This is a genomic window from Corynebacterium meitnerae, from assembly GCF_027570075.1.
Taxonomy (GTDB): Bacteria; Actinomycetota; Actinomycetes; order Mycobacteriales; family Mycobacteriaceae; genus Corynebacterium; species Corynebacterium meitnerae.
This window is the reverse complement of record NZ_JAKMUS010000003.1, coordinates 28669-54610: the sequence shown is the minus strand read 5'-3', so window position 1 is coordinate 54610 and position 25942 is coordinate 28669. Positions and strand designations below refer to the sequence as shown.

24 protein-coding genes are annotated in these 25942 nt (G+C 62.4%); 20 read left to right on the top strand and 4 right to left on the bottom strand.

Features of this window, described 5'->3' with window-relative positions; translation table 11 throughout:
• Positions 1 to 9 precede the first annotated feature (9 nt).
• Positions 10 to 1155, bottom strand: coding sequence for a MalY/PatB family protein (locus L8U60_RS02860; RefSeq protein ID WP_269964890.1), 1146 nt, complete (start codon positions 1153 to 1155; stop codon positions 10 to 12).
• 42 nt (positions 1156 to 1197) lie between these two features.
• On the bottom strand, positions 1198 to 3090 hold the full coding sequence (locus L8U60_RS02855) for an ABC transporter ATP-binding protein (RefSeq protein ID WP_269964889.1): 1893 nt from the start codon (positions 3088 to 3090) through the stop codon (positions 1198 to 1200).
• A gap of 56 nt (positions 3091 to 3146) precedes the next feature.
• Between L8U60_RS02855 and L8U60_RS02850 the strand changes: the two genes are divergently transcribed.
• Both L8U60_RS02850 and idi read left to right on the top strand, forming a co-directional pair.
• Positions 3147 to 3689: a hypothetical protein gene (locus L8U60_RS02850; protein ID WP_269964888.1), complete on the top strand. Its 543-nt coding sequence runs from the start codon at positions 3147 to 3149 to the stop codon at positions 3687 to 3689.
• A 28-nt stretch (positions 3690 to 3717) separates the two neighbouring features.
• Entirely contained in the window at positions 3718 to 4269 is a 552-nt protein-coding gene (gene idi / locus L8U60_RS02845) for an isopentenyl-diphosphate Delta-isomerase (protein WP_269964887.1), read from the top strand.
• On the opposite strand, the gene L8U60_RS02840 is transcribed toward idi, so the two are convergent.
• On the bottom strand, positions 4266 to 5540 hold the full coding sequence (locus L8U60_RS02840) for a carboxylesterase family protein (protein ID WP_269964886.1): 1275 nt from the start codon (positions 5538 to 5540) through the stop codon (positions 4266 to 4268). The genes idi and L8U60_RS02840 overlap by 4 nt on opposite strands.
• 33 nt (positions 5541 to 5573) lie before the next feature.
• Between L8U60_RS02840 and L8U60_RS02835 the strand changes: the two genes are divergently transcribed.
• Both L8U60_RS02835 and L8U60_RS02830 read left to right on the top strand, forming a co-directional pair.
• A complete protein-coding gene (locus tag L8U60_RS02835) occupies positions 5574 to 5741 on the top strand; it encodes a hypothetical protein (protein WP_269964885.1) in 168 nt (55 codons plus the stop codon).
• Between the two features lie 6 nt (positions 5742 to 5747).
• Entirely contained in the window at positions 5748 to 5888 is a 141-nt protein-coding gene (locus L8U60_RS02830) for a hypothetical protein (protein WP_269964884.1), read from the top strand.
• Here L8U60_RS02830 and malQ read toward each other — a convergent pair.
• A complete protein-coding gene (gene malQ, locus L8U60_RS02825; protein ID WP_269964883.1) occupies positions 5885 to 8044 on the bottom strand; it encodes a 4-alpha-glucanotransferase in 2160 nt (719 codons plus the stop codon). The genes L8U60_RS02830 and malQ overlap by 4 nt on opposite strands.
• A gap of 169 nt (positions 8045 to 8213) precedes the next feature.
• Between malQ and L8U60_RS02820 the strand changes: the two genes are divergently transcribed.
• From L8U60_RS02820 to L8U60_RS02745, 16 genes are all read left to right on the top strand, one after another.
• Complete coding sequence (locus L8U60_RS02820; protein ID WP_269964882.1) at positions 8214 to 10061, top strand: AMP-dependent synthetase/ligase; 1848 nt, start codon at positions 8214 to 8216, stop codon at positions 10059 to 10061.
• A gap of 101 nt (positions 10062 to 10162) precedes the next feature.
• A complete protein-coding gene (locus L8U60_RS02815) occupies positions 10163 to 11965 on the top strand; it encodes an AMP-dependent synthetase/ligase (RefSeq protein WP_269964881.1) in 1803 nt (600 codons plus the stop codon).
• Between the two features lie 158 nt (positions 11966 to 12123).
• Entirely contained in the window at positions 12124 to 12792 is a 669-nt protein-coding gene (locus L8U60_RS02810; RefSeq protein WP_269964880.1) for a hypothetical protein, read from the top strand.
• Positions 12793 to 12825: 33 nt separating this feature from the next.
• Positions 12826 to 13959 (top strand): radical SAM family heme chaperone HemW, encoded by a 1134-nt coding sequence (gene hemW, locus L8U60_RS02805; protein ID WP_269964879.1) that lies wholly within the window; start codon positions 12826 to 12828, stop codon positions 13957 to 13959.
• Between the two features lie 57 nt (positions 13960 to 14016).
• Positions 14017 to 15042, top strand: coding sequence for a heat-inducible transcriptional repressor HrcA (gene hrcA / locus L8U60_RS02800; protein ID WP_269964878.1), 1026 nt, complete (start codon positions 14017 to 14019; stop codon positions 15040 to 15042).
• Positions 15043 to 15049: 7 nt separating this feature from the next.
• A complete protein-coding gene (gene dnaJ / locus L8U60_RS02795) occupies positions 15050 to 16180 on the top strand; it encodes a molecular chaperone DnaJ (protein ID WP_269964877.1) in 1131 nt (376 codons plus the stop codon).
• 4 nt (positions 16181 to 16184) lie between these two features.
• The gene (locus L8U60_RS02790) at positions 16185 to 16892 is read left to right on the top strand and encodes a 16S rRNA (uracil(1498)-N(3))-methyltransferase (RefSeq protein ID WP_269964876.1); all 708 of its coding nucleotides are present in this window, start codon (positions 16185 to 16187) and stop codon (positions 16890 to 16892) included.
• A gap of 10 nt (positions 16893 to 16902) precedes the next feature.
• A complete protein-coding gene (locus L8U60_RS02785) occupies positions 16903 to 17925 on the top strand; it encodes a PhoH family protein (RefSeq protein WP_269964875.1) in 1023 nt (340 codons plus the stop codon).
• The gene (ybeY, locus tag L8U60_RS02780; RefSeq protein ID WP_269964874.1) at positions 17922 to 18491 is read left to right on the top strand and encodes an rRNA maturation RNase YbeY; all 570 of its coding nucleotides are present in this window, start codon (positions 17922 to 17924) and stop codon (positions 18489 to 18491) included. The genes L8U60_RS02785 and ybeY overlap by 4 nt, the downstream gene beginning before the upstream one ends.
• A 5-nt stretch (positions 18492 to 18496) precedes the next feature.
• Positions 18497 to 19909: a hemolysin family protein gene (locus tag L8U60_RS02775; RefSeq protein WP_269964873.1), complete on the top strand. Its 1413-nt coding sequence runs from the start codon at positions 18497 to 18499 to the stop codon at positions 19907 to 19909.
• A gap of 202 nt (positions 19910 to 20111) precedes the next feature.
• Positions 20112 to 21200, top strand: a complete 1089-nt coding sequence (locus L8U60_RS02770) for an HNH endonuclease signature motif containing protein (RefSeq protein ID WP_269964872.1) — start codon at positions 20112 to 20114, stop codon at positions 21198 to 21200.
• Between the two features lie 173 nt (positions 21201 to 21373).
• Positions 21374 to 22255 (top strand): pyridoxal kinase PdxY, encoded by an 882-nt coding sequence (pdxY, locus tag L8U60_RS02765; RefSeq protein ID WP_269964871.1) that lies wholly within the window; start codon positions 21374 to 21376, stop codon positions 22253 to 22255.
• 66 nt (positions 22256 to 22321) lie between these two features.
• A complete protein-coding gene (gene era / locus L8U60_RS02760) occupies positions 22322 to 23317 on the top strand; it encodes a GTPase Era (protein WP_269964870.1) in 996 nt (331 codons plus the stop codon).
• Between the two features lie 4 nt (positions 23318 to 23321).
• Positions 23322 to 24062, top strand: a complete 741-nt coding sequence (gene recO, locus L8U60_RS02755; RefSeq protein WP_269964869.1) for a DNA repair protein RecO — start codon at positions 23322 to 23324, stop codon at positions 24060 to 24062.
• A gap of 16 nt (positions 24063 to 24078) precedes the next feature.
• Positions 24079 to 24822, top strand: a complete 744-nt coding sequence (locus L8U60_RS02750; RefSeq protein WP_269964999.1) for an isoprenyl transferase — start codon at positions 24079 to 24081, stop codon at positions 24820 to 24822.
• The gene (locus L8U60_RS02745) at positions 24819 to 25928 is read left to right on the top strand and encodes a VIT1/CCC1 transporter family protein (RefSeq protein WP_269964868.1); all 1110 of its coding nucleotides are present in this window, start codon (positions 24819 to 24821) and stop codon (positions 25926 to 25928) included. Before L8U60_RS02750 ends, L8U60_RS02745 begins: the two co-directional genes overlap by 4 nt.
• Positions 25929 to 25942: the final 14 nt, after the last annotated feature.

Sequence of the window (25942 nt, the reverse complement as noted above, 5' to 3'; positions counted from 1 at the left end):
CGTCCGAGGTTACCCAGCCGCGCGGATTGCCGCACCCATGCGATCCACGGCCTCGGCCAGGATCTCCGGGCTGGTGGCAAAGTTCAAGCGCACATGGTGCTCGCCGCCGGCGCCAAAGGTTGCGCCCTCATTGAGTGCAACCTTTGCTTTTCGACGCAGCCACTCCGCCGGCAGCGTTTCCCCACCAATCGCGGTGCCCTGGAAATTCAAGAACATCAGGTACGTGGCATCCGGGCGGGTGAATTCCACGCCGGGGATTGCCTCCGGCAGGGTGTCAATGAGCCAGTCGCGGTTCTTCTGCAGGGCCACCAGCTGATCGTCCAGTGCTTCTGCGCCGTGGCGGTAGCAGGCCTCCGCGCCCACGATGCCCAGGGTGCCCGTGCCATCTTTGGCTACACCCGTCAGGCCGTTCCAGATTTTCACGTCATCCGCGTTGGAAAAGACCATCTGCGCGCACTTCAACCCGGCGATGTTCCACGCCTTCGAGGTGGCGGTTACCGTGATGCACACGTTGGCGGCGGTGTCATTGACACCCGCTGCGCAGACATGGCGGTTGCCGCCGGTGGGGTAGACGATGGGAGCGTGGATCTCATCCACGAGCACGCGCGCACCGTACTTATCCGCTATGGCGCACAGCTGCGCGAGCTCCTCTTCATCAAAGGTGTAGCCCCACGGATTATTCGGTGCGGCCAGCAGGATGGAACCGGCACCATTCTTGAACGCGGCTTCGACCTCCATGAGGTCAAGCCCGTTCTTGGCACCCACTTCGACCATCTCGCGGCCAGCGGTTGCCGGGATCTCTAGGAACGGCGGGTAGGACGGCACCGGCACTATGACGGCAGAGCCCGGTGTGGTGAAGTACTCGACGCTCAAGAGCATGCCGCGCACCACGTCCGCTACCGGGAAGACCCACTCTGGGTTCGGGCGCCAGTTGTAGCGCTCCGCGTAGAAATCGGAGAGCGCGCCGCCAAGCTCATGGTGGGCCGGGGTGTAACCAAACATCTCTCGGTCCACCGCATCCTGGATTGCGCGTTTTACCGGTTCAGCGGTAGGAAAATCGCTTTCAGCAACCCACAGTGGAAGTACATCATCGCCGTACTGAGTCCACTTGCGGGTGCCACGGGCACGGAGGGTTTCGAGACTAGGGAATTGCATGGGGGCCACTGTACAACCCAGCGTCGGGCGGGCCCCCGAATACTATTCAGACGCTTCAATCTCCTCGTCTTCGCTGTCCTCCCCAAGGTCGCCATCGCGCAGACCGAAGGCCTTGAGGCGCTTACGGTCAGCGGCAGAGGAAGATGCGGTGAGCGCCAGCAGTTCGGAATAGATACCACCGGAGACAGCCAGATCAGCTGGGGAGCCAATCTCATCAATGTGGCCGTCTTTGAGGGTGATGATGGTGTCGGCATCGGCAATCGTCGATAAGCGGTGCGCGATCATGATGGTGGTGCGATCTTTCATGAGCTCCTCCAGGCCAGCCTGGACAGCGCGCTCTGACTTCGTGTCCAGCGCCGACGTTGCCTCATCGAGCACCAGAATCGGCGCGTTCTTGAGCATCGCGCGCGCCACAGCCACGCGCTGCTTCTGACCGCCGGACAAGCGCAGACCGCGTTCGCCGATGACCGTGTCATACCCATCCGCGAAACTGGTGATGAAGCCGTGCGCATTTGCGCGCTTGGCCACCGCGAGGATCTCCTCATCCGTCGCATCCGGCTTGCCGTAGGCAATGTTTTCGCGGATCGTGCCGGAGAACAGCGCCGGCTCCTGGAAGACCACGCCGACAGACGCGCGCACCCGCTCAATATCAGCAGATGCGATGTCGGTGCCACACACGGAGAGGGGTCCCGCATTGATGGGGTACAAGCCCATGAGCAGGTTGACCAGCGTGGACTTGCCGCCGCCGGACTCGCCGACGAGTGCGATCTTCTCCCCATGCCGGGCAGTGAAACTGATGTCATCCAACACCGGCTCGCCAGGGTTGTAGGCAAAGGAGACCTGATTGAACCGCACCATCGGTTCCTGCGAGGGCAGCGCCGGCACTGCTCTCGTGTCCAGCACCGGCACATCCGATGCCGCCGTTGCCGCGACCACCTGCGTGTTGGCGGCTTCCTCCACCGTTTCATCCATGACCTTGAAGTAATCACGCGATCCGGCGATGGCACGTTGGGCGGAATCCACCAGCCAGCTCATCATCTGCACCGGGTGCTGCGCCATGGTAACCAGCTGGACCAGCATGACCATGTCGCCGATGCTGAAGCGGCCCGCCAGAGTCTCCTTGAACAGCAGCAGGTAGATACCAAAGAAGATGACGTTCATGGCCATACCGCGGGCCACATCCATGGAGTGCCACCAGCGGGACTGCGGCTTGGTCAGCGCAATGGTCTGGCCGTAGTGGCCACCGAATTTATCCAGCTCCCGAGTCTCCGCAACGAAGGACTTGGTCACCTTCACCTGGCCAACAACCTCCGCAAAGCGGCCATTGGCTAGGTCAATTTGTTCGTTCTTGCCCTTTTCAAATTTCTGCCAGCGTTTCGACGTCAACGCGGTGAGCACCAAATAGATCGGGAAAAGCAGCAGAAGCAGGATGGTCAACGGCCAGTAGAAGTACGCCGTGATACCCAGGACCGCGATGACCTGGAGCAACATTGGCAGCAAGGTGTTGGAGAAGCTCTGCACCGTCTGCGTGATGTTCATAATCGAGCGGTCCAGCCGGGCGATGATCGTGCCGGTGACCTGGCCGTCGAAGTACCGCTGCGGCAAGGAGAGCAGCTTGGCAAAGTAGCGGGTGGACAGGACCTGGCGGATGCGGGCTGCCACCACGTCGCCCAGGTAGCCACCGATATTGCGCATAAGCGTGTCCAGGGACTGCGCGGCAAACAGCGCGATGGCCAAGAACACAATGGTGGTCATCGCGGAGGTTGCTGCGTCCGGGCCTTCACGGAAAGCATCGACGATCGTGTTGGTCGCCTCACGCAGAATGAAGGGAGAGACCAACGCCAATGCGGCGGTGACCGAGGAGATCACCACGATGCCCAGGTAGTAGGGCCACAAAGCGGATGCACTACGAAGAACACGGAATAAAGGTTGCACGGGCTTCAACCTACACGCGTACAACAGCGGTGCCGTCGGGCTGTAGAGTAATGGCCATGTCTGCTCACACTCTTCGGGTCGCCGCTATTGGTGCCGTGGCCTCCTTGGCTTTCACTCTTTCCGGCTGCGCTGGCGACGATGGTGTTGCTGGTCAGGACGGCACGATCACGCCGACGACGGGCGTGGCCACGGAGACCGAAGGCCCTGAGCCTTTTGAAGTGAAGTCGGTGGACGAGAAAGAAACCACCGATATTGGAGGCGAGATCGTGGAGGACCCGGGCATGCCGGTGTCCTACAAGTGGCAGGGCACGCGTTCTGCTGGTGGTGGCACCGTGGTCACCGTCGCCGTGATCAATACCTCCGAGTCCCCGATGCCGGTAGACGCGCTGGGCACGCCCACCTTGACCTACAACGGCAATCAGTCCGCCCGCAAGATGCGCGCCGAGGAAGCTGACCTGGAATTTGAGGGTCTGGATCTCCCGCTGGGTGCCGGTGCGACGATGAACGTGCAGTACGTCTTCGACGTGAGCCCGTCGAGCCTGTCCAAGGCGGAATTCAAAATTGGCAATGTTGTGTTCAAGGGCAACCTGAACAACTAATCATCAAGGCAGGATAAATATGTCGCCGATGTCAGATGACGTAGAGCAGGTTGTTCTACTCGACGAAGTCGGTCAGCCGATTGGCGCTGAGGCGAAAGCTGTCGTTCACACCGATGCAACGCCGCTGCATCTTGCGTTTTCAACATGGCTTTTCGACGACGGCGGGCAGCTCCTCCTCACCCGCCGCGCCGTGAGCAAGAAGACCTGGCCGGGCGTGTGGACCAACAGCTTCTGCGGTCACCCCGGCCCCGGCGAGTCCGTCGAGGACGCCATTGCCCGCCGCTCCATTGAGGAGCTGGGCCTGAAGCCGGGCGATATCGCTGATCTGCGCCCGGTGCTGCCGGATTTTCGTTACCGCGCTGTGGATGCGTCCGGCGTGGTGGAAAACGAAATCTGCCCGGTCTACGCCGCACGTTTGGTTGCCGGTGCGCAGCTGAACCCGAACCGGGACGAGGTGGAGGAGTTCACGTGGGTGGACCCGAAGGACCTCGTCGCCTCTGCTGAGCTCACGCCGTTCGTGTTCTCACCGTGGCTCATTGAGGAGCTTGCCGACGTACGCCTGCGCGCCGTTTGGAGCTAGTACTTCTTAGAAAACACCCCGCGCAGGTAGCGCAGCGGGTCAGTGACGATCTGCGCGTTATTGCCGGAGAGATCCACGCGTAGGACATTTTTCTCCGCGCCGTAGGGTGACCATCCCGGGTCACCGGTGGTGACGTAGCGGATGAGGCAGGCGTTCAGTCCGGTGCCCGCTTCGTAGGGGGCAGCGCCGAAGATCGGGGCGAGGTCGGCACAGTGCCGTGCGCGTGAGAGACCATCGGAGACAAGTTCTGCCTGCCAGACGGTGCCTGGTGCGCGCTGCGCGACATCATCAACCCAGCGACGAATGAGGTTGGCGGAAAGGAACTCGCCGGTCACATGCTCCGGGTTACGTGCTTTCAAACGCTTGAACACCTCGGTGTACATGGCGGGTTTGAGCCCCATGATGAAGCCGGGGACCACCATGAGCAGACGGGCCAGGCGCATCTTGTCCTGCTTGACGGCGCTGTCGAACATTTCCTCATCGACAGAGGTGATCACCAGATCTACCTCCGCCATTTCTTCCGGCTCCAGTGGCCCGGGGCCAAGCGCCATGTCGGTGAAGTAGCGCGTACGCACGGTGCGGTAGGCGCGTTCCAGCACTTTCGGCTTGGCGCGGTTCAGAGCATCACGGGTCAACGGAATACCGGCACCCGCACGGATGACGGACTTGCGCTGCGCGTAACTCAGTCGTGGGAAGGCAGGGGAGAGCGCAATCGCGCGGCGGAAGGCGCCACGATAATGGTCTTTGCGCATGAGCCACAGCACGATGGACGCGCCGGCGGACTGCCCGGACAATGTGACGTTCGTGGGGTCCCCGCCGAAGGCCTCGATGTTCTTCTGCACCCACTCCAATCCCAATGCCACATCATCCACAGCGCGGAAACGGTGCGGCTCATCGTCATGGAAGCGGGCGAGCCCCGGCAGTTTCATCCGGTACCCAATGCGCACGAGGATCACACCGTGCTCAGCAAGACCTTCACCGGGGGAGGCCGCATCGGTGTGGTCGCCTTCCTCAAAGCGCCCGCCGTGGATGTGCACCAGTACTGGCAGATCGTCCGCATCAGTAGCGCCCGCGGGGGCGACGATGGACAGGGCGATGGTGTCGGGGCGTTGCCGTGTGGCGTCGATAAGCATGCCCTTGTCTGCGGGCACCGCATCGTCGAAGGGGGCGGGAATGCGGGAGTAGGGGATGGAATGGAAGTAGGCGGTAGAGCCTTCCCTCACTCCCACGACCGTTCCGGCGGGGCACGTCACTTCAACGGGTGCGTTCATGGCATCACAGTTTAACCGGGTAGTTTGGGGTGCGTGATCGATATCGGATTCAGTCTTACCCAGGCCAGCCCCTGGGTGCAGCTCCCCCTGGTGCTCGTGTTTGCGCTGCCTGCCATCGCCATTGCAGCGGTGGGGTTAGTGCGCGCGGTGGACTGGATCGCCGCAGTTTTGGGGGATTCCAACCCAAGGGACGTAGAGTAGATACCCATGGCTAACCCAGAAGACCTGCGCAGGGAGGATCAGAAGCTCCCCAAGGGACGCAGGAAGTACCCGCGATCCCGCGTCACCCAGGCACTGTGGGTGCTCATTGCGCTCGTGCTTATCGCGGGCATCCTGAGCATGATCTAGCGGCGCGGACGCGCAGAGGCTTCCGCCACCGCGCGGAAGAGCTCCATGCCCTCGAGATCCTCGATGAGCACGGCCTTGCCGTCCTTATCGCTCAACGGAACGCACCAGTTCCGGTACTGCTTCGAGTTGGTGCCGGGCAGGTTTTGAACCCTCTTATCGCCCACCATGTCCACCAAGTTGGTGCAGGTAAGTGCGGAATTCGTGCCGGCGATGAAGCGCGTCAGGCCCAGCACGAGCTCATCCACATCGCCGCGTTCATCGCGGCTCAGGCCAGCGAATTCCTTCTCCGCCAGGTCCGTTCCGTCAAAGCAGCCGGTGTCACGCACCGTGTCCAGCACATCGCTTTGCCAGGCGACATCGGTGGCGTCGATGTCCTCGAAGGCGTCGCTCATAAGCCCCAGCTCATCGCGCAACGCATTGTGCGAGCCGGCCAGATACCCGGCGGTGGGCGGCAGATCATGCGTGCCAATGGAGGACAGCGCCAGGTGGCGGTACTCCTGCTGGCCGAGAGGACGGCCATCAACCGGGGAGTGCTCAAACCACACGACAGAGGTGCCCAACACGCCGCGATCGCGCAGCACATCTTGGACCCACGGCTCAAACGTGCCGAGGTCCTCACCCACAACAACTGCGCCGGCGCGCTGCGCCTCCAGCGCGAGAATGCCCAGCATCGCCTCATGGTCGAAGTTCATGTACGCGCCATTGGCTGGGGAAGACATGCGCGGAATCCAGAACAGGCGGAACAGACCCAGAATGTGGTCGACGCGGATGCCACCGGAATGGGACAGCACGGTGCGCAAGAGATCACGCCACGGCTTGTAGCCGGCTTCGGCCAGCTTGTACGGGTTCCACGGTGGCTGCGACCAGTCCTGGCCCTGCTGGGAGTAGCCGTCCGGCGGGGCGCCCACGGAAGCCCCTGGGACGAGAACGTCACGCAAGGTAGAAGCATCCGCACCACCCGGGTGAACGCCCACAGCCAGGTCCGTCATGATGCCAATGCGCATGCCGGCCTGCACGGCCTTTGCTTGCGCGGCGGCGCGCTGGCGGTCCGCGACAAACTGCAGCCACATGTAGAAGCGGGCCAGCTCCTCCTGCTGCTCAACCGGCACGGCAATGTGGTGCTTGTCGGCGGAGTCACGCTCGATCTCAGCGTCGGCGCACCAGCGCGCGAAGGTCACCAGACCCTCGCCTTGATCCGCGATGAAGGCCTCAAAACCCTCGTGGTCACCGGATTCCTCAAACAGGTAGTAGAGCTCCTGCAGGACAGCCAGCTTCGTATCAAAGATCGGGTTGCGTTCAATGAAATCAGCGGAGCGATTCAGGGCCTTGAGATCGGCGGACAGTTCGTCGATTTCGGCGCGCGTTTCACCGTCGAGAAGCTTAAACTCCGGCACATCTTCCACCGCGATGTAAATGGGGTTCACAAACCTGCGTGACGTGGGCAGGTAGGGCGAATCCTCCACGGGTGGGAAAGGCTCCGCAGCGTGAACCGGGTTGATCAGCAAGTAATCCGCGCCGTGACGCGCCGCAACCACCGCGAGTTCGCCGAGGTCATGGAAGTCGCCGATGCCCCAGGACTGCTCCGAGCGCACGGAGTACAACTGCGCCATCATGCCCCATGCGGGATTCTGCACGAGATCAAGGTTCGTGGTCAGCTGCCTCGGCGTCACCACAAGCGTGCACTCTTGCGCGATGTCAGCGCGATCGCTTGTCGACGTCACATGGATCCTATGCCACCCCACCGGCAGATCCCCGCGAGTGTGGAAGGACGCTTCGCCCCACTCGATGTCGTCCTTCCATGTCGGCGGATTCCAGTTCTCGTCTTGGTAGACCGGTGATGTGGAGCCGTCCTCCAGCGTCACCCACACGTTGGCGGGGGCACCCTCCGGGACGTGGACGGCGAAGGACTTCTCCTCGCCTTCGCGCGCCACCACAACCGGGGGTAGGGGGCGAGTTGCCCACTCGCGCTGCCACGCATCGAGCGCCTCAGAGAGCTCCTCTTCGGACGGATCGTCCGACAAAGGGACGTCGAGAGCCTGGAGCAGTGTGACCAGGGACTTACGCGGTGAGGCCACGGTCTCATTGGTCAGTCCGCGATAGGACAGGGAGAAGCCGTAGGCAGTTGCAAGAGTCTCGAGGAGGTCGGTGTCAGCCACACGTCGCATTCTGCCAAAGATCACGGGAGCACGCCTTGTCCCGCCCCTCCGGAACCATTTTGCCTGCAAAAGTGCCTGGCCAAAGGTGCGTTACGCGCCCCACACAGGGTACGGTTTTGTAGTGTTCGACACACCGTGAAGGTAGTGAAAGGTAGTGAAAGGTAGTTCCGTGTCTACTCCCAGCAAGACGTATTCAACCCCGGCAGGTTTCACGCTCGCACCCAACGAGAACTGCCTGACGCTCGTGATCAAGCAGTGCACGGAGAACCCTGACAAGGTGATGTTCTCCCGCCCTGAAGGTCATGACTGGACAGAGGTGACCGGCCGCGAGTTCATGGAGCAGTTCCGCGCCGTGGCCAAGGGTCTGGTTGCCAATGGTGTTGAGTTCGGTGACCGCGTGGGTCTGATGGCTGACTCCAGTTACGGGTGGGCGGTCATGGACTTTGCCATCTGGGCTGCCGGCGCGTCGAGTGTGCCTATCTACCCGTCCTCCTCGGAGCACCAGGTCCAGTGGATCGTGGAAGATTCCGGCGCGCGCGTTGTGGTGACGGATACGGAATCTAACCGTCGTCTCTTTGACAACCTCGTGTTGGGGGAGGATGGCACTCCGCGCCTGAAGGATTCGCCGTCGCAGCTGCTGCGCACCCTGTCTTTCGCCGGTGATGCGCTCGAGTTGCTCGCCGAGGATGGCAAGGATGTTGAGGATGCTGTTATCGACGATCGCATTTCCCGCATCCAGCACGACGACCTGGCCTCACTGGTGTACACCTCCGGCACCACTGGCCGTCCGAAGGGCTGCATCCTGACCCACCTGGTGTGGGCGCATGAGGCAGTGGCGCTGCTGACCCACCCGATTGGCAACACCATCGCTACCCGCCCGGACGCCCGCTACGTCACCATCCTCCCGCTGGCGCACGTTCTGGCCCGCGCGGTGGCGCTCGCGTCCACCATTGCCGGTGCGCACCAGATCCACTGGTCTGATACCCGCACCATCGTCATGGGCCTGCAGCGTTTCCAGCCGCACATGCTGCTGGGTGTGCCGCGCATCTTTGAGAAGGTGCGCGATGGCGCCTACAACAAGGCGGCGGACAGCTCCGATTTTGCGGCACGTACCTTCCTCGAGGCGGAGAAGACTGCGGTGGCTTACTCCAAGGCGCTGGATACGCCGAAGGGGCCGTCGCTGTTCCTGAAGGTGAAGCGCGCCATCTTTGATCGCCTGGTGTACAAGAAGCTGCGCGACGCTGTGGGCGGTGAGGCCGAATTCGCTATTTCTGGCGGTTCCGCACTGTCCAAGCACCTCAACCACTTCTACCGCGGTGCGCGTCTGCCTATCTGTGAGGGTTACGGTCTTACCGAAACTGCCGCGGCTGCAGCTGTGAACTTTGGGGAAGAGACCAAGATCGGTACCGTCGGTAAGCCTCTCAACGGCTACTCCGCGATGATCAATGAAGACGGCGAGATCTGCTTCAAGGGCGACGGTGTGTTCAAGGGCTACTGGAACAACCAGGAAGCCACCGATGAGGCCATCAAGGATGGTTGGTTCTGCACCGGCGACCTGGGTGAGATTGATGAGGACGGCTACATCACCATCACCGGCCGCAAGAAGGACCTCATTGTCACTGCTGGCGGCAAGAATGTCTCACCTGGCCCGATGGAGGACATCCTGCGCGGTGACCCGCTCATCTCCCAGGCCCTCATTGTTGGCGACGGTAAGCCCTACGTTGGTGTGCTGGTCACCCTCGACGAGGACGAGCTGCGCCGCTGGAAGGCCGCGAACAATGTTCCGGAGTCCACCCACCTGCGCCAGCTGGTGAAGACCCCTGAACTGCGCGCCTACGTGCAGGATGCCGTCAACGAGGTCAACCGCACGGTCAGTCACGCGGAGCAGATCAAGAAGTTCCGCATCCTCACCAAGGACCTGTCCGAGGATTCCGGCGAGATGACCCCGACGATGAAGATTAAGCGCAACGTGGTCTTCGAGCGCTACAAGAAGGAAATCGACCGCCTTTACCGCTAAAGGTGTGGTGCAGGTAACAAAAAGTTTCTAAATCTGCCGCGAACACACTCCCTTCGAGGTACTTTTATTATCAAAAGTACCTCGAAGGGAGTTTTGCTGTTATGGCCTTGTCTACCTACACCACCCCAGCGCCGTTCACCGTCGCACCGGATGAGAACTGCTACTCGGCTCTCGTGGCCAACGCCACCGCCCGCCCGGACACGGTGCTGTTCACCAAACCTGAGGATCATCGCTGGCGGGATGTCACTGCGGCTGAGTTCGTCGCGGAGGTCCGCGAGGTAGCCAAGGGTCTTATCGCTCTCGGCGCGCAGAAGGGGGACCGCGTCGCATTGCTGTCCGGTGCGCGCTACGAGTGGGCGGTGGTGGACTTTGCCATCATGGCCGCCGGCCTGACCACCGCCGCGATTTACCCCACGAGCTCCCTGGACCAGGTGCAGTGGATCGTCGAAGACTCCGGTGCCGTCATCGCCATCGGTGAGCGCCCGGAGCACGGCAGCATGTTCTCCTCCGTCATTGACTCCGACCTGCGCGAGATTCTGCTTTTCGACGATGCCCCCGGCGCCATCACCACCCTCAAGGAAGCCGGCCAATCCGTTTCTGACGCGGAGTTGGACGAGCGTATCGCCGGCATCCACCACGACGATATCGCCTCGCTGGTGTACACCTCCGGTACCACCGGCCGCGCCAAGGGCTGCATGATCACGCACCTGAACTGGATCTTCCAGGTCCGTGGCCTGCTCGCGCACCCGGCTGGCCAGGTGGCTCGTCGTGGCAACAAGGTGGTTACGTACCTGCCCCTAGCCCACGTCATGGCCCGCTCCGTGCATCTGGCCGCCACTATTGGTGAAACCACCCAAACCCACTGGCAGGACGTATCCACCATCGCCGCGGAATTCCAGCGCGTGAAGCCAGATCTCGTGCTTGGTGTGCCACGTGTGTATGAGAAGGTGCGTGACGCGGCGCGCAGGAAAGCATCCGATGGCTCCGCAATCGGCGCAAAGATTTTCGCTGAGGCGGAGAAGACCGCCATCGCCTACTCCGAAGCTCTTGATCATGGCCGTCCGTCGTTGTTGCTCCGCGCAAAGCAGGCGTTGTTCGACAAACTTGTCTACTCCAAGATCCGCGAGGCCCTCGGCGGCAAGATGGCCTATGGCATTTCCGGTGGCTCTGCCCTCGGCGTCCCGCTCGGTCACTTCTACCGCGGTGCCGGGCTGCCGGTCTACGAAGGCTACGGGTTGACCGAAACCTCGTCGGCCGCCGCACTCAGCTTCGGCGATGACCGCAAGATCGGTAGCGTGGGCAAGCCCATGATGGGTTACACGGTCAAGCTCACCGAAGAAGGCGAAATTTGCTTCTCTGGCCCTGGCGTTTTCACCGGTTACTGGCAAAACGAAGAAGCTACCAAGGAAGCGCTGATCGACGGCTTCTTCCACACCGGCGACCTCGGACACCTCGACGAAAAAGGAAATATCTCCATCACCGGCCGTAAGAAGGACCTCCTGGTCACCTCTGGCGGCAAGAACGTTGCCCCGCAGCCGCTCGAGGAGCTGCTCCGCCAGGACCCGCTTATCTCCCAGGCAGTCGTGGTGGGTGACGGCAAGCCCTTCATCGGTGTGCTCGTTGCGTTGGATGAGGATGCTCTTTCCGCATGGAAGGCCGAGCGCAACATCGACCCGGATACGCCTACCTACAAGCTGGCCAAGCGCAATGACCTGCGCATGGAGATCCAGGACGCCATCAACCGTACGAACCAGGCCGTGAGTAAGGCGGAGGCGATCAAGAAGTTCCGTATCCTCCCGCGCGACCTCACCGAAGCTGACGGCGAACTGACCCCGTCCCTGAAGGTGAAGCGTCCGGCGGTGCTCAAAAGCTTCGACCATCAGATGCGCAAGCTCTACCCGTAGACCTGTTCACCCCACTACGGTCCCGGCTTTCATGCTGGGGCCGTAGGCGTTTTTGCGCCTGATTGGCGCTCTTCCGGCGCGCCGTACAAGAACCTGTGAATTTCTGGCTTAATGTTGGCCACCGAACCTATCAACCCGGTCGACGCAAGGAGGCGAGTGTGCACCGGACCGCTGCGACGCTGCGCCACCGCGAGCTGACCCAAGAGGTCTACAACATCGGCGACGAAGTTGCCGAGTACATCGAGCACATCGCCGAATCCATCGCCGACTACGATGCCGAACTCACCGACGACTGCCTCGCCGAGTTCGCCGAAATCGTCGACGACGCTCGCATTGATGCCCGCCGCGTTGTTGGTGAACTGATCGGTCTCCGCCAGGCACTCGTGTCCGGTGTCCGCGCCGGGTCTATCTCCGCAGCACTGCCGGCTGAGGAGCGCATCCCTGAGCCAGAACGTCTCGACGCAGCTGGCCTGTTCGAGCTCTTCCCCCTCGCGTCGCCGTCCCCGGTGAAGGACATGACGGAAGCTTGCGTCCAGCGCACCGACCTCATCGTGCAGCACCTCGGGGAAGTAGTGGACTACACCCTCGAGCAAACCGACATGGTGGCCCAGAACCTCGCCGCCGTGTCTCTGCCACACCTCTACGCCCGCGTCGGTGAATTGGTGGAATCCGCCGTCGATGGCTGGCTCGACGCCGTCGCCGCCGAACACCCCGGTTTCACCCGCGCGATGCGCGGCTCCAACCCGCCGAAGTTCCTGGAGGAACGCGCGCGTGTCGATGCCATCGTGGCCAAGGTCGCCGCGAAGCGTTCCCGCCGCGGCGCCTAATTAGTTCTTGGCTATCTGCTTAGACTGTCACGTATGAATTCTGACGCCTTTGGCGTGTACGTGCACGTCCCGTTTTGTTCGACGCGGTGTGGGTATTGCGACTTCAATACGTATACGCCGTCCGAAACCGAGACGAGTTATGCGGCGTACTTGGATGCGTTGGAGCAGGAGCTGGAGCTGGCCGCACGAGAATATGGCCAGGAGGGGCGACCAGCAGACACCGTATTCATCGGCGGGGGAACGCCATCGCTGTTGGGAGCGGACGGCCTGGGCAGGATCCTGGCGCGGATCCGCACCACGTTCGGTCTGGCCGAGGGGGCGGAGGTGACCACGGAGTCCAACCCGGAGTCGACGAGCCCGGAGTACTTCGAGGGCCTCAAAGCGCATGGGTTTACGCGGGTGTCGTTGGGGATGCAGTCCGCGTCCACGCCGATTCTGAAGGTGCTGGACCGGCAGCACACGCCAGGCCGGGCGGTGGCAGCGGCGAAGGAGGCCCAGGCAGCAGGGTTTGAACACGTGAACCTGGACCTCATCTACGGCACCCCGACGGAAACGGAAGATGACGTGAAGCGCAGCCTAGAAGCAGTGCTGGAAGCGGGGGTGGACCACGTGTCGGCGTACTCGCTGATCGTGGAGGATGGCACGGCCATGTCCCGAAAGATCCGTAAGGGGGAGCTGCCAGCCCCGCAGGAAGATACGTACGCGGACCGGTATGAGCTCATTGCGGACACGCTGGAACAGGCCGGCTACGGCTGGTACGAGGTATCCAACTGGGCGAAGGAAGGTGGCGAGTGTCGGCACAACCTCCTCTACTGGCGCGGCGGCAACTGGTGGGGTGCCGGTCCGGGGGCGCACGGGTATGTGGGGCGGACGCGGTACATGAACGTGAAGCGACCGGAGCGCTACAACCAGATGCTCGAAGGCCGCGAACTGCCCATCCACAGCACGGAAACCATCACCGATGATGAGCACCACTTCGAGCAGATCATGCTGGGGCTGCGCCTTAAAGAAGGGATCCCGGCGGGGTGGGTTGGGGCAGGGGCGAGGGGTGTCGTCGATAAGCATGTGCGCGCTGGACTGCTTGAGGTTGATGAGAGGATTCGCGTGACGGATGCGGGCCGTTTGTTGGCGGACGGGATCATCACGGACATCTTGGCGGCGGAGTGATCCGGCGCTAGACTGACTTAGCAGTCGACGCTTCAGAGTGCTAAGGAGGGTGCGAACATGGCTGGTCCCGCGCGCGAACGTAGGCAGGCAGTCCTGCGGGCGATCGTGGCGGACTACATTGCGATGCAGGAGCCGGTCGGGTCCAAGACCCTGGTGGAGAAGCACAAGCTCCAGGTCAGCTCCGCAACAATCCGCAACGACATGGCGGTGCTCGAGACGGAGGGCTACATCGCCCAACCGCACGCGAGCTCCGGGCGTGTGCCCACGGAGAAGGGCTACCGCGCGTTCGTGGATGCGATCAATGACGTGAAGCCGCTGTCGCTGCCGGAGCGCCGCGCGATTTCGGATTTCTTGGAATCCGGCGTGGATCTCGAAGACGTGATGCGGCGCTCGGCGCACCTGTTGGCACAGCTCACGCGCCAGGCGGCGGTGGTGCAGTTGCCCACGCTGTCGGTCTCGCGCATCAAGCACTGTGAGGTGGTGGCGCTCACGCCGCGGCGTCTGTTGCTCGTGGTCATCACGGATAACGGGCGCGTGGATCAGCGCAATGTCGAGCTCAGTTCGCCTATCGACGAATCCGGTGTCTCCTACCTCCGCGACCTCCTCAACGGAGCCTTGGCCGGTAAGACCATGAGCGATGCGTCGACGTCGCTGGCACTCTTGGCGGCAGACCCGCCGCCGGTGGTGGCAGACCACCTAACGCGGGCGATCGCGGTGATCATGGACACCTTGGTGGACACACCGTCGGACCGTGTTCTCATCGCGGGCGCGGCGAACCTGGTGCCGTCACGGACAGATCTGCTCAGCGTCGTGGAGGCGTTAGAAGAGCAGGTGGTGGTGCTCAAGCTGCTGGCTAATTTGCCGGAGCTGGGTAATGTCTCCGTGGTTATCGGTAAGGAGAACGAGGATGAGGATCTGGCGAAGGCCAGTATCGTGACCACCAGTTATGGCACTGCGGGGGAGACGTTTGGTGGTTTGGGTGTCCTCGGCCCGACGTATATGGACTACCCCGGTACGATTCAAAAGGTTGCGGCGGTGGCAAACTACATCAGCTTGATTCTCGCCGGCGAAGAAAGGACTTAGCTCTACTGTGGCACGCGATTACTACGGCATCCTGGGTGTGGATAAGAACGCCACGGATACGGAGATTAAGAAGGCGTACCGGCGTTTGGCGCGCAAGTACCACCCGGATGTGAATGACACCGAGGAGGCGGCGGAGAAGTTCCGCGAGATCTCCTTGGCCCAGGAGGTGCTGCTGGATCCGGACAAGCGCCACATTGTGGATCGCGGGGGCGACCCGATGGAGCAGGGCGCCGGTGGCCCTGCCGGGGGTGGCTTTGGTTTCGGCGATATCTTCGAGGCCTTCTTCGGGGATACCGGCGGTGGTGGCGGTCGCGGCCCGCGTTCGCGCGTGCAGCCGGGCAATGACGCGTTGCTGCGCACCACGATCACCCTGGCGGAGGCCTACACGGGTACCCGCCAGGAAGTCACGGTGGATACCGCCGTGGTGTGTGAGCACTGCCATGGCACGGGCTCGGAATCTGAGTCCAAGCCGGTCATGTGTGATGGCTGTGGTGGCCAGGGCCAGGTGCAGCAGGTGCAGCAGTCCTTCCTGGGCAACATCATGACCACCACGACGTGTCCGAAGTGCTCCGGCTTCGGTGAGATCATCACCGACCCATGCCAGAAGTGTGGCGGCCAGGGGCGTGTGCGTTCGCGCCGGGACATCACGGTGAACATCCCGGCCGGTATCTCTTCCGGTATGCGCATTCGCATGGCGGGCCAGGGCGAGGTCGGCCACGGTGGTGGCGCTGCCGGTGACTTGTACGTGGAGGTCACCACGGAAAACCACCCGGTGTTTGTCCGCGATGGGGACAACCTGCACCTCAAGGTTTCCGTGCCCATGTTCGATGCCGCGCTGGGCACGGATGTGACGGTGAAGAATCTGGCGGGGGAGACCACCACGATCGAGATCCCTGCTGGCACGCAGCCGAATGAGGAGATCGTGCTGGACGGCGAAGGCATGCCGCGCCTGCGCGCAGAAGGTGCCGGCGACATGGTGGCTCACGTCCAGGTGGTTGTGCCGACGGAGCTGACTAAGGATCAGCGCGCCGCGCTCGAGGACCTGCGCGACGGGCACCACGCCGAGGCTTTCGTCGAGGAAGACCACCCGGACGGTGAGGGGTTCTTCGGCCGCATGCGTAACCGATTCCGTCGTTAACACCATGAGTCTGCCGTATTTCATCACCGACGACCCACTCTCCGGCCGCCTCAGCGGACCGGAGGGACGCCATGCCGTCACGGTCAAAAGGATCCAGCCCGGAGAGCACGTCATGCTTATCGACGGCACCGGCACCACCGCCGAAGTCCTCGTCACCGCGGTGGAGGGGAAGGACGGGCTGGTGGGGGAGGTCGTCGATAAGCAAGAAGTGCCGAGACCTGCGCCGAGGGTGACGGTTGTGCAGGCCATCCCGAAGTCCGAGCGCGCAGAATTAGCCGTGGACCTGGCCACGCAGGGCGGCGCGGATGCGATCGTGCCGTGGATTTCGCACCGCACGATCGCGCGGTGGCAGGGCCCAAAGGTGGCCAAGAATGTGGAGAAATGGCAGGCCACAGCGCGGGAGGCCGCGAAGCAATCGCGTCGCGCGTGGATCCCGCAGGTGCATGATCCGGTGACCACGAACCAGCTGGCACAGATGCTCGCCGGAAAGGCGGCGTACGTCTTGCATGAGGATGCGACGATGAGCATCAAGGACGCGGACTTCAGCGCGGACGAGATCTTCCTCATCATCGGGCCTGAAGGTGGCATTGGGGACGACGAGCTGGAGGTGCTCGGCGCGCAGGCGATCACGCTGGGCCCGGAAGTTCTGCGCACGGCGAGTGCCGGGCTGGCTGCTCTTTCCGCCGTCGGCGCGCTGACGGGCCGCTGGTAGGGTGAGCCGCATGGCAGAACTGGTCACACGCTCCCACGAGCTCGACCCCGAATACGCCCAAGCTGTGCTGGGCATCAATGACGCGACACTGCGCACGCTCAATGAGCTGCTTGGCGCTGATCTTTTCGCCCGTGGCACCACCGTGACCCTGCGCGGTCCGGTGGAGAAGGTGGCGTACGCCACCCGGGTGTTGGATGAGATTCAGGCGATGGCGCGCCGCGGCATCGTGATCACCTCGGATGCGGTGAATCACGCGGTGGACATCATGGCTACGGACATGCCGGAATCCGCCGCGGAGATCCTCGGCCGCGAGATCATCGCGCGCCGCGGCAAGGTCATCCGACCGAAGACGGCGGGGCAGCGCGAGTACGTTGATGCGATTGATGAGAACACGATTGTCTTCGGCATCGGCCCCGCCGGTTCCGGCAAGACCTACCTGGCCGTGGCCAAGGCGGTTCAGGCGCTGCAGGCCAAAGAGGTCAAGCGCATCATTCTCACCCGCCCGGCGGTGGAAGCAGGGGAGAAGCTGGGCTTTCTGCCCGGCACGCTGAATGACAAGATCGACCCGTACCTGCGCCCGCTTTACGACGCGTTGCGGGACATGCTCGACCCCGAAATGATCCCCAAGCTCATGGAGGCCGGCATCATCGAGGTGGCGCCGTTGGCCTACATGCGCGGCCGCACGTTGAACGACGCGTTTGTGATCCTGGATGAGGCGCAAAACACCACGCCTTCGCAGATGAAGATGTTCCTGACCCGCCTGGGCTTCGGATCCAAGATGGTGGTCACCGGCGATATCTCTCAGGTGGACCTGCCGCGCGGGGTGGTCTCCGGCCTGCGGATCGTGCGCAAGATCCTGCGTCACGTGCCGGGGATTCACTTCCAGGAATTCGGCGCGAAGGATGTGGTGCGTCACCAGCTGGTCAGCCGTATCGTGGCCGCATACGACAAGTACGACGCCGACCGGGCCGCACGCTGGGATGCGGAGGCGGAGCACCAGGCGCATCCGGAACATATTGAGGAGCAATCATGAGCATCGAAGTTCTGAACGAGTCCGGGGAGACGGACGTCAACGAAGAAATGCTCGTTGACGTTGCCTCCTTCGCGCTGCGCGCCATGGACGTTCACCCGGATACGGATCTGACCATCACGTGCGTGGACACCCCAACCATGGCGGACCTACACATGCGGTGGATGGACCTGCCCGGCCCAACCGATGTGATGAGCTTCCCCATGGATGAGCTCACCCCAGGTTCCGGCCGCCCGGATGCGCCCGCACCAGGCCCGGCGATGCTGGGCGACATCATCTTGTGTCCGGAGTATGACCGGAAGCAGGCGGACGCCGCCGGTCACCCGCTCGGCCACGAGATGGCACTGCTGACCGTCCACGGGTGCTTGCACCTGCTGGGCTATGACCACGCCACCCCGGCCGATGAGCGCGAGATGTTCGCACTGCAGAACGAGATCCTGGCGGATTGGTACGACGACCTTGACGCCCGCGGCATCACCTACCAGCCAAAGCCGGAAGGTAAGCACGCGTTCCCGTCGGCGGCGGATAGGGCGGAGCTGGACGGGATCGTCGAAAAGCGGGGCGAGTAAGCACTGTGACTTTGTGGGGTATCTACCTGCTCGTAGCCTTCGTCTCCTTGGTGGCGGCGGGCGTGATCAAGATGATCGAGTCCGCGCTCGCGCCTATCTCCAAGGCGCGCGTGGAAGCGATGGTCAAGGACGAAGTCAGTGGTGCGCGCGCCTTGCTGCGCGTGGTGGATTCGAAGACGAACCACCTGAGCATGCTCGCTCTCGTGCAGATGGTGCTGGACACCCTGGCGGCCGTCTTCGCGCTGCTCACCGCGCTTGAGCTCATTGAATCCCGCGTGTGGGCGATCACCGCCGCGATCCTGGCGGTGGCGCTTTTGCGCTTCAGTGTCATTGGCATCAACGCGCGCCGGGCCGGCAAGCTGAACCCGTACACCATTTCCCTGCGAGCCGCCCAGATCCTCACCGTTGTATACGTTGTGCTTGGGCCGCTGTCGCGCCTGATCATCCGGGCCAGCAACCTGGTCACGCCAGGCGAGGAGGACCTAGAAAACCCCTACGCCACCGACGTGGAACTGCGCGAAGCGGTGGACATTGCCCAGGAGCAGGGCGTGGTGGAAACCACGGAGCGCCGCATGATCCAAAACATCTTCGACCTGGCCGATACGCAGGCCCGCCAAGTGATGGTGCCGCGCCCGGAGATGGTCTGGATCGAACAGGAAAAATCCGCCGGCCAGGCCGCGAACCTGATGATTCGCTCCGGGCACTCCCGCGTCCCGGTCATCGGGGAGAGCGTCGATGACGTGCTGGGAATCGCGTACCTCAAAGACGTGGTGGCCAAGACCTACAACCGCACCGATGGCGGCACCGGCGTGCGCATCACGGAGATCATGCGCGAGCCGATGTACGTCCCCGACTCCAAGCCGCTGGATGATTTGCTGCAGGAGATGCAGCGCGACCAAACCCACATTGCCATCCTGGTGGATGAATACGGTGGCATCGCCGGGCTGATGACCATGGAGGACATCCTCGAGGAAATCGTCGGCGAGATCGCCGATGAGTATGACGCCGATGAGGAAGCCCCGATTGAGCCAGTCGAGCAGGAAGCCACTGATGAGGGTGCCCCGCAGTCGCGCCTCTTCCGCGCTCAGGCCCGACTGACGCTGGATGATCTGGTGGACTACTTCGCCGATGAGCAGGGCTTTGACTTCGAATTCGACTCCGAAACCACCGACAACGTGGAAACCGTCGCGGGCCTTTTGTCTTACGGCCTGGGCCGCGTGCCGCTGCCCGGCTCCCACGTCGAAGTCGGCGGCATTCGCTTCACCGCCGAAGGTGGTCGCGATCGCCGCGGACGCATCAAAGTGCGCTCCGTGCTCGTCGAGGTTCCAGAGTCGCTTATCGACGCCCCCACCCACGACATCCCCGAACTCACCAACCCCAGCTCCTCTCGCACCTACCGTCCTGCCCCCAGCGAGTAACAGGGTGCACGTGTAGCCGGTTTGCTTCCGGAGCAAGCGTCTAAAACTTTTTTGCGTTTCTGTGGAACCGGCCTGTTTCCGCTGGTCCTCCGCTTCCTGCGCGGGCATTAGCGTGCGCTCCCTGTGGATAGATTTTTGGGTTATCCACAGGATTTTGGGGCCCTAGCTGCGCGTTTTTGGTTTTCGTTTTAGCGTGCATGGCATGAACGCATTCGGATCACTGGTGGCGGGTTTCACCAACCCGATCGAGACCCTGGCAGACTTTGATGCCCGGGTGCTCCTCGATGCTGGCTGCAGCCCTGCCCGTGTTCGCGAATTAGTAAAAGTCCACACGGCCTACTACGGCAAAACGAAGTTCACCCGTAAGCAAGCCAATGCTGTTGCGGTCGCACGCTCGACTCAGAAGTCGATGGATCAGTTGGTCTACATCGAGGGTCGCCTCGTTGGGATCAAGGACCCCGCCGAGAAGTGGCGCCTGCGCCTTGCCCTGCTGTCCGTACCGGGCAATTACGACACGTTGAAGCGCCGCTCCAAGGACATCGTGCCTGAGGTGGACAAGCCTGCCCCGGAACCCACAGTCCGGTATGGCCGCTCGCATAAGAAGAGGCGTCCTGTGACCATCATGGCACTGGAAGAAGACGCTGCAGCTATTGAATTCGCGACACGCCAAAACCTCAAAGACGGCCCTGCTGGCCCGCAAATGTACGAGAAGCTCATGGCCATCCTTGGCCTGCGCCCCGAAGAGGGTGAAGCTCCTTCCGGTATTGCTCCTGCTGTGCCGCGCCCCTTGGTCCTTATCCCGTTGGAGGAGCACATCACAATCATGAAAGGTGACGGCGACGACGTCATCCTGGGCCTGACTGACGGCACTACGATGACTGGTGCGGAGTTTTTGGCCCAGAACTTTGGGGACGTCTTAGAAGTAGCGATGTTCCACCCACAAGAAGGCCCCGTCAACCTCTATGACACGCAACGTTTCGCGAATCAGAAGCAGCGCGACCTAGCCCGGGCCACCATGCCCACCTGTCCGGTACCAGACTGTAGGCACGCAGCGGATAACTGCGAGGTCCACCACATCAAAGCCTGGTCCAAGGGTGGGCTGACCAACATGAACAACCTGGCCATGCTGTGCAGGTACCACAACCGCACCAACGACGATGACCCATCCAAACCCCACCACGGCCGAGTGGAGAACATCCGCGGCGCCCCGATGTGGAGATCACCCCGCGGATACCTGGTGCCCAACACCGTCCACCCCTACGGAGCGATGACGCTCCTCTACGGAAGGTAACCCACCACCTCACCGAGTAGCCGGCAAGTCCGGCTACTAGCCATGCCCAGGTTTGACTATGGCGATCCGTGCGCGACAAAAACCCAGGTCGCGAATTGCTGTTCGGCGCGATAGTCAAACCGATCTCGAGTAACCGGGGGTGAATGCGCACCACGCAAGAGTGGAGGAGCACAATGGTGCGCATGAAAAATATCCTCTCCATCCAGTCCGCCGTGGCGTACGGTCACGTGGGCAACTCCGCTGCCGTGTTCCCTCTTCAGCGCATCGGCCATGAGGTGTGGCCGGTATACACCGTGAACTTCTCCAACCACACCGGCTACGGCGCGTGGGAAGGTCCGATGATCCCGGCGGAGCAGGTACGCAAGATCGTTCAGGGGATTGAGGACCGCGGTGCATTGGCACGCGTGGATGCGGTGCTGTCTGGCTACCAGGGTGGGGACGATATAGCGGATGTCATTGTGGACACCGTCGCCCGCGTCAAAGAGCTCAACCCGAACGCGCTGTATGCCTGCGACCCGGTGATGGGCAACGCCAAGTCCGGCTGCTTCGTGTCGGACAACATCCCGCCGCTGCTGCGGGACAAGGTGGTGCCGGTTGCGGACATCATCACGCCCAACCAGTTCGAGCTCGGCTACCTCACCGGCAAGGAAGCAACGGATCTGGATTCCACGCTCGATGCCGTCGAGGCTGCACGCGCGATGGGGCCGGACACGGTGTTGGTCACCTCCGTCACCCGTCCGGACCAGCCGGAGGACACAATCGAGATGCTCGTGGTGGATTCCCACGGCCGTTGGCTGGTGCAAACCCCACGCCTGGCTTTCAAGCGCAACGGTTCCGGTGATGTGGCGTGCGCGTTGTTCACTGGCCACTACATCGAGGCCATCGGTGGCGCGGATGCATCTACCGCCGCCAAGGACGCACTGGCTAAGACGGCGTCGAGTGTCTTCGATCTCATCGAGAACACCCACAACGCGGGCGCACCGGAGCTGCTTCTGGTGGAATCCCAGGAGGCATACGCCAACCCGCGGATGCAGTTTGAAGTCACTGAAATCTAAACCGCACCCCACCCCACACGCGCCCAACACCAATATCCGGCAGTTGGGGCCGTAGCATGGGACACCATGAGCGATACCTTCCCAGACTTCCCAGATGACCTCCCCGCGGATGCCTTCGCAGGCTCGTCGACAAGCGGAGCAGGCTTTGGCGATGTTCCGGAAGGTTTCCGGTCCGGCTTCGTCAGTTTTGTGGGCCGCCCGAATACGGGTAAGTCCACGCTGACGAATGCGCTGGTGGGGGAGAAGATCGCCATTATGGCGGATCAGCCGGAGACGACGCGCCACCCGATTCGCGGGATTGTGAATCGGGAGGATGCGCAGATTGTGCTCGTCGATACGCCTGGCCTGCACCGTCCGCGCACGCTGCTGGGTGAGCGGCTCAACGAGGTAGTCAAGGACACTTTTGCCGATGTGGATGTGATCGGCCTGACGGTGCCGGCCAATGAGAAGATCGGCCCGGGCGACCGCTGGATTCTGGATGCGGTGCGCAAGACCAAGCCGAATGCGCCGATCGTGGGCATCGTGACCAAGCTCGACCGAGCCAGCAAAGACCAGGTGGGCGAGCAGTTGATGCGCCTGCACGAGCTGCTGGTGGAGGCCACCGGCCGCGAAGATGTCGACGTCGTGCCGGTGTCCGCCACGGAGGGTGTGCAGCTGGACGTTCTCGTGGATGTTCTGGCGAAGCACCTGCCAGAAGGGCCCCGTTTCTACCCCGAGGATCACGTCACGGACGAGGACACGGAAACGCGCATCAGCGAGCTCATCCGCGAGGAAGCCCTCAAGGGTCTGCGCGATGAGTTGCCGCACTCCGTTGCCGTGCAGGTAGACGAGATCCTCACTGAGGGTGACCGGGCCAAGATCTACGCCGTGATCTACCTGGAGCGCCCAGGCCAGAAAACGATCATTGAGGGCCGCGATGGGCGTCGTCTCAGTGGAATCGTCCAGCGTGCGCGCAAGCAGATCATCGAGCTGCTCGGCCGCAATGTTTACCTGGATCTGCGCATCAAGGTGCTGAAGAACTGGCAGTCTGACCCCAAGCACTTGGGCAGGTTAGGCTTCTAGGACCATGGCAACTCGGCCCAGCTTCCGCGATCGCGCCTTCGTCGTGCGTACGTACGACTTTGGGGAGGCGGATCGTGTTGTTGTGCTGCTCACCCGCAACCATGGCCTCGTGCGTTCCGTGGCCAAGGGTGTGCGCAAAGCAAAAAGCCGTTTCGGTTCGCGCGTGCAGATGTTCGTGGAGCTCGACGTGCAGCTTTATCCCGCGCGCAATCAGGGCCGCGGCCTAGCTACGATCACGCAGGCAGACACCGTCGCGTATTACGGCCGCGGGATCATCGACGATTTTGATCGTTACACCGCCGGGTGCGCGATCCTGGAGTCCGCGGAGAGGTTGAGCTATGCGGATGGATTGCTTTTCGACGACATCTCCCACTCCCTCCGCCTCCTCCAAGACGCCACCAATCCCACCTTGGTGCTGGATGCCTTCATCCTGCAGGCCACGGCCCATGCCGGCTGGGGCCTGAGCCTTTTCAACTGCGCCCAATGCGGCAGGCCTGGCCCGCACCATGCTTTCCACCCACAGATCGGCGGTGCTGCTTGTTTTAGCTGCCGCCCACCGGGGTCGCGGGAGGTGGAGGAAGCTACTTTGCACATCATGTGGCTTCTTAGCGAGGGCCACTATGCCGCAGCGGAGGAACGTCTCACGGAAACAACTGCCGTGCAGGTTCACCGTTTGACCACGCAGCACCTGCAATATCACCTTGAGTCCGCGGTGAGCTCACTCAAAATCATGGAGCAGGCATAATGAAGCGGTGACTTCTATCCCGCAGAACTCGATTACCCCGCAGGACATCCCGAAAGAGCTCATCCCGCGCCACATTGCGTTGGTCATGGACGGTAATGGCCGGTGGGCACAAGAGCGTGGCATGCCGCGCACGGAGGGCCACCGTGTGGGCGAGAAGGTGCTCATGGACATGGTGGACGCCTGTATTGAGCTCGGCGGGGTGGAGTGGCTTTCGGCATACACGTTCTCCACGGAGAACTGGCGCCGCAGTGCGGAGGAAGTGCGCTTCCTCATGGGGTTCTCCCGCGAGGTGATGCGCGAGGAGCGCGACCAGCTGCACGCGAAGAACGTGCGCATCGTGTGGGTGGGGCGTCGTCCGCGCCTGTGGCGTTCGGTGATCAAGGAGCTGGAGATCGCCGAGGAGATGACCAAGAACAACACCGGCCTCACCTTGGCCATGTGCATCAACTACGGTGGCCGCGCAGAAATGGTGGATGCTACCCGTGCGATCGCGGAGGCCGCCCGCCGCGGCGAACTAAAACCCGGGGACCTGACGGAAACCAGCCTGAGCAAGTGGTTGTACCAGCCGGATATGCCGGATGTGGATTTGTTCCTGCGTCCCTCCGGTGAGCAGCGCACCTCGAACTTTCTGCTGTGGCAGTCGGCCTATGCAGAGATGGTGTACAGGGATATACTCTTCCCCGATTTCACAGCGGCAGATCTCTACGGCGCGATCTATGAGTACGCGCAGAGGGACCGCAGATTCGGAGGAACTAAGTGACGGTCACGGACGACAGCGCAGGGCAACCAGCCCCATCCCGCGAACAAATCCGCAGATGGCGCCAGTACCTGGCCAATGAGCGCGCGGAAGCCGCCACGTACCGTGAGTTGGCGAAGAAGCGTGAGGGGGATGAGCGCGAGATCCTCGAGAAGATCGCGGAGGCCGAGTCCCGTCACGAAAAGTACTGGCACGACAAGCTCGGCCCGGAAGTGGGCATGCCGCTGAAACCGGATCTGCACACCCGCTTCATGTCGTTTATGGCGCGGAATTTCTCCCCGGTGTTTGCGCTGGCGTTGATGCAAACGGCGGAGCAGCGTTCGCCCTACGTGAAGGATGCTGACGCATCCGATGAAATCACTGCGGATGAAGCGATGCACGCGGAAGTCGTTCGCGCGCTGGCAACGCAGGGCCGCGAGAAACTCTCCGGTTCCTTCCGCGCCGCGGTCTTTGGCGCAAACGACGGCCTCGTGTCCAACGTCGCGCTTGTCCTTGGTGTCATGGGTTCGGGCGTGTCCTCGAATTACATCCTGCTCACCGGTATTTCCGGTTTGCTCGCCGGCGCGCTGTCGATGGCGGCGGGGGAGTACATCTCTGTGAAAAGCCAGGCCGAGCTTCTCGACGCTTCCACGCCCGACCCCGAAGCCCGCGACCTACTGCCCAAGTTGGACGTGAATGAGAACGAGCTCGCTTTGGTCTACCGCGCCCGCGGCATGAGCGCTGAGGAAGCTGAAACTCACGCCAACAACGTTTTCTGGGCAATGATGACGGGCCACCAGCACCACCGCTACGACGGTTTGGAAGTCGGGGAAGAAGAAGCTGACGGCGATGCCTCTGGTGCATGGGCCGCCGCGAGTGCGTCCTTCGTGTGCTTCGCTGCCGGCGCTTTCATCCCCATCATCCCGTTCATCTTCGGGCTTGATCCACGGCCGGGTGCCATCGCCGCTCTCGTGCTTGTGTCCATGGCGTTGCTGATCACCGGTGGCATCACGGGTCTACTGTCCGGCAAGAAGCCAGCGGTCCGAGCATTCCGTCAGCTCGCCATCGGTCTGGGCGCTGCCGGGGTGACATACGTGCTCGGCGTGCTCTTCGGCACCGTGATCGGCTAGTGCATCCTTGGACT

Excerpts from the sequence above, each read along its gene's own strand:
- L8U60_RS02860 (WP_269964890.1), bottom strand. The coding sequence starts at position 1,155 with ATGCAATTCCCTAGTCTCGAAACCCTCCGTGCCCGTGGCACCCGCAAG.
- L8U60_RS02850 (WP_269964888.1), top strand. The coding sequence starts at position 3,147 with ATGTCTGCTCACACTCTTCGGGTCGCCGCTATTGGTGCCGTGGCCTCC.
- idi (WP_269964887.1), top strand. The coding sequence starts at position 3,718 with ATGTCAGATGACGTAGAGCAGGTTGTTCTACTCGACGAAGTCGGTCAG.
- L8U60_RS02840 (WP_269964886.1), bottom strand. The coding sequence starts at position 5,540 with ATGAACGCACCCGTTGAAGTGACGTGCCCCGCCGGAACGGTCGTGGGA.
- L8U60_RS02830 (WP_269964884.1), top strand. The coding sequence starts at position 5,748 with ATGGCTAACCCAGAAGACCTGCGCAGGGAGGATCAGAAGCTCCCCAAG.
- L8U60_RS02815 (WP_269964881.1), top strand. The coding sequence starts at position 10,163 with ATGGCCTTGTCTACCTACACCACCCCAGCGCCGTTCACCGTCGCACCG.
- hemW (WP_269964879.1), top strand. The coding sequence starts at position 12,826 with ATGAATTCTGACGCCTTTGGCGTGTACGTGCACGTCCCGTTTTGTTCG.
- hrcA (WP_269964878.1), top strand. The coding sequence starts at position 14,017 with ATGGCTGGTCCCGCGCGCGAACGTAGGCAGGCAGTCCTGCGGGCGATC.
- L8U60_RS02790 (WP_269964876.1), top strand. The coding sequence starts at position 16,185 with ATGAGTCTGCCGTATTTCATCACCGACGACCCACTCTCCGGCCGCCTC.
- L8U60_RS02785 (WP_269964875.1), top strand. The coding sequence starts at position 16,903 with ATGGCAGAACTGGTCACACGCTCCCACGAGCTCGACCCCGAATACGCC.
- ybeY (WP_269964874.1), top strand. The coding sequence starts at position 17,922 with ATGAGCATCGAAGTTCTGAACGAGTCCGGGGAGACGGACGTCAACGAA.
- L8U60_RS02770 (WP_269964872.1), top strand. The coding sequence starts at position 20,112 with ATGAACGCATTCGGATCACTGGTGGCGGGTTTCACCAACCCGATCGAG.
- pdxY (WP_269964871.1), top strand. The coding sequence starts at position 21,374 with ATGGTGCGCATGAAAAATATCCTCTCCATCCAGTCCGCCGTGGCGTAC.
- era (WP_269964870.1), top strand. The coding sequence starts at position 22,322 with ATGAGCGATACCTTCCCAGACTTCCCAGATGACCTCCCCGCGGATGCC.
- recO (WP_269964869.1), top strand. The coding sequence starts at position 23,322 with ATGGCAACTCGGCCCAGCTTCCGCGATCGCGCCTTCGTCGTGCGTACG.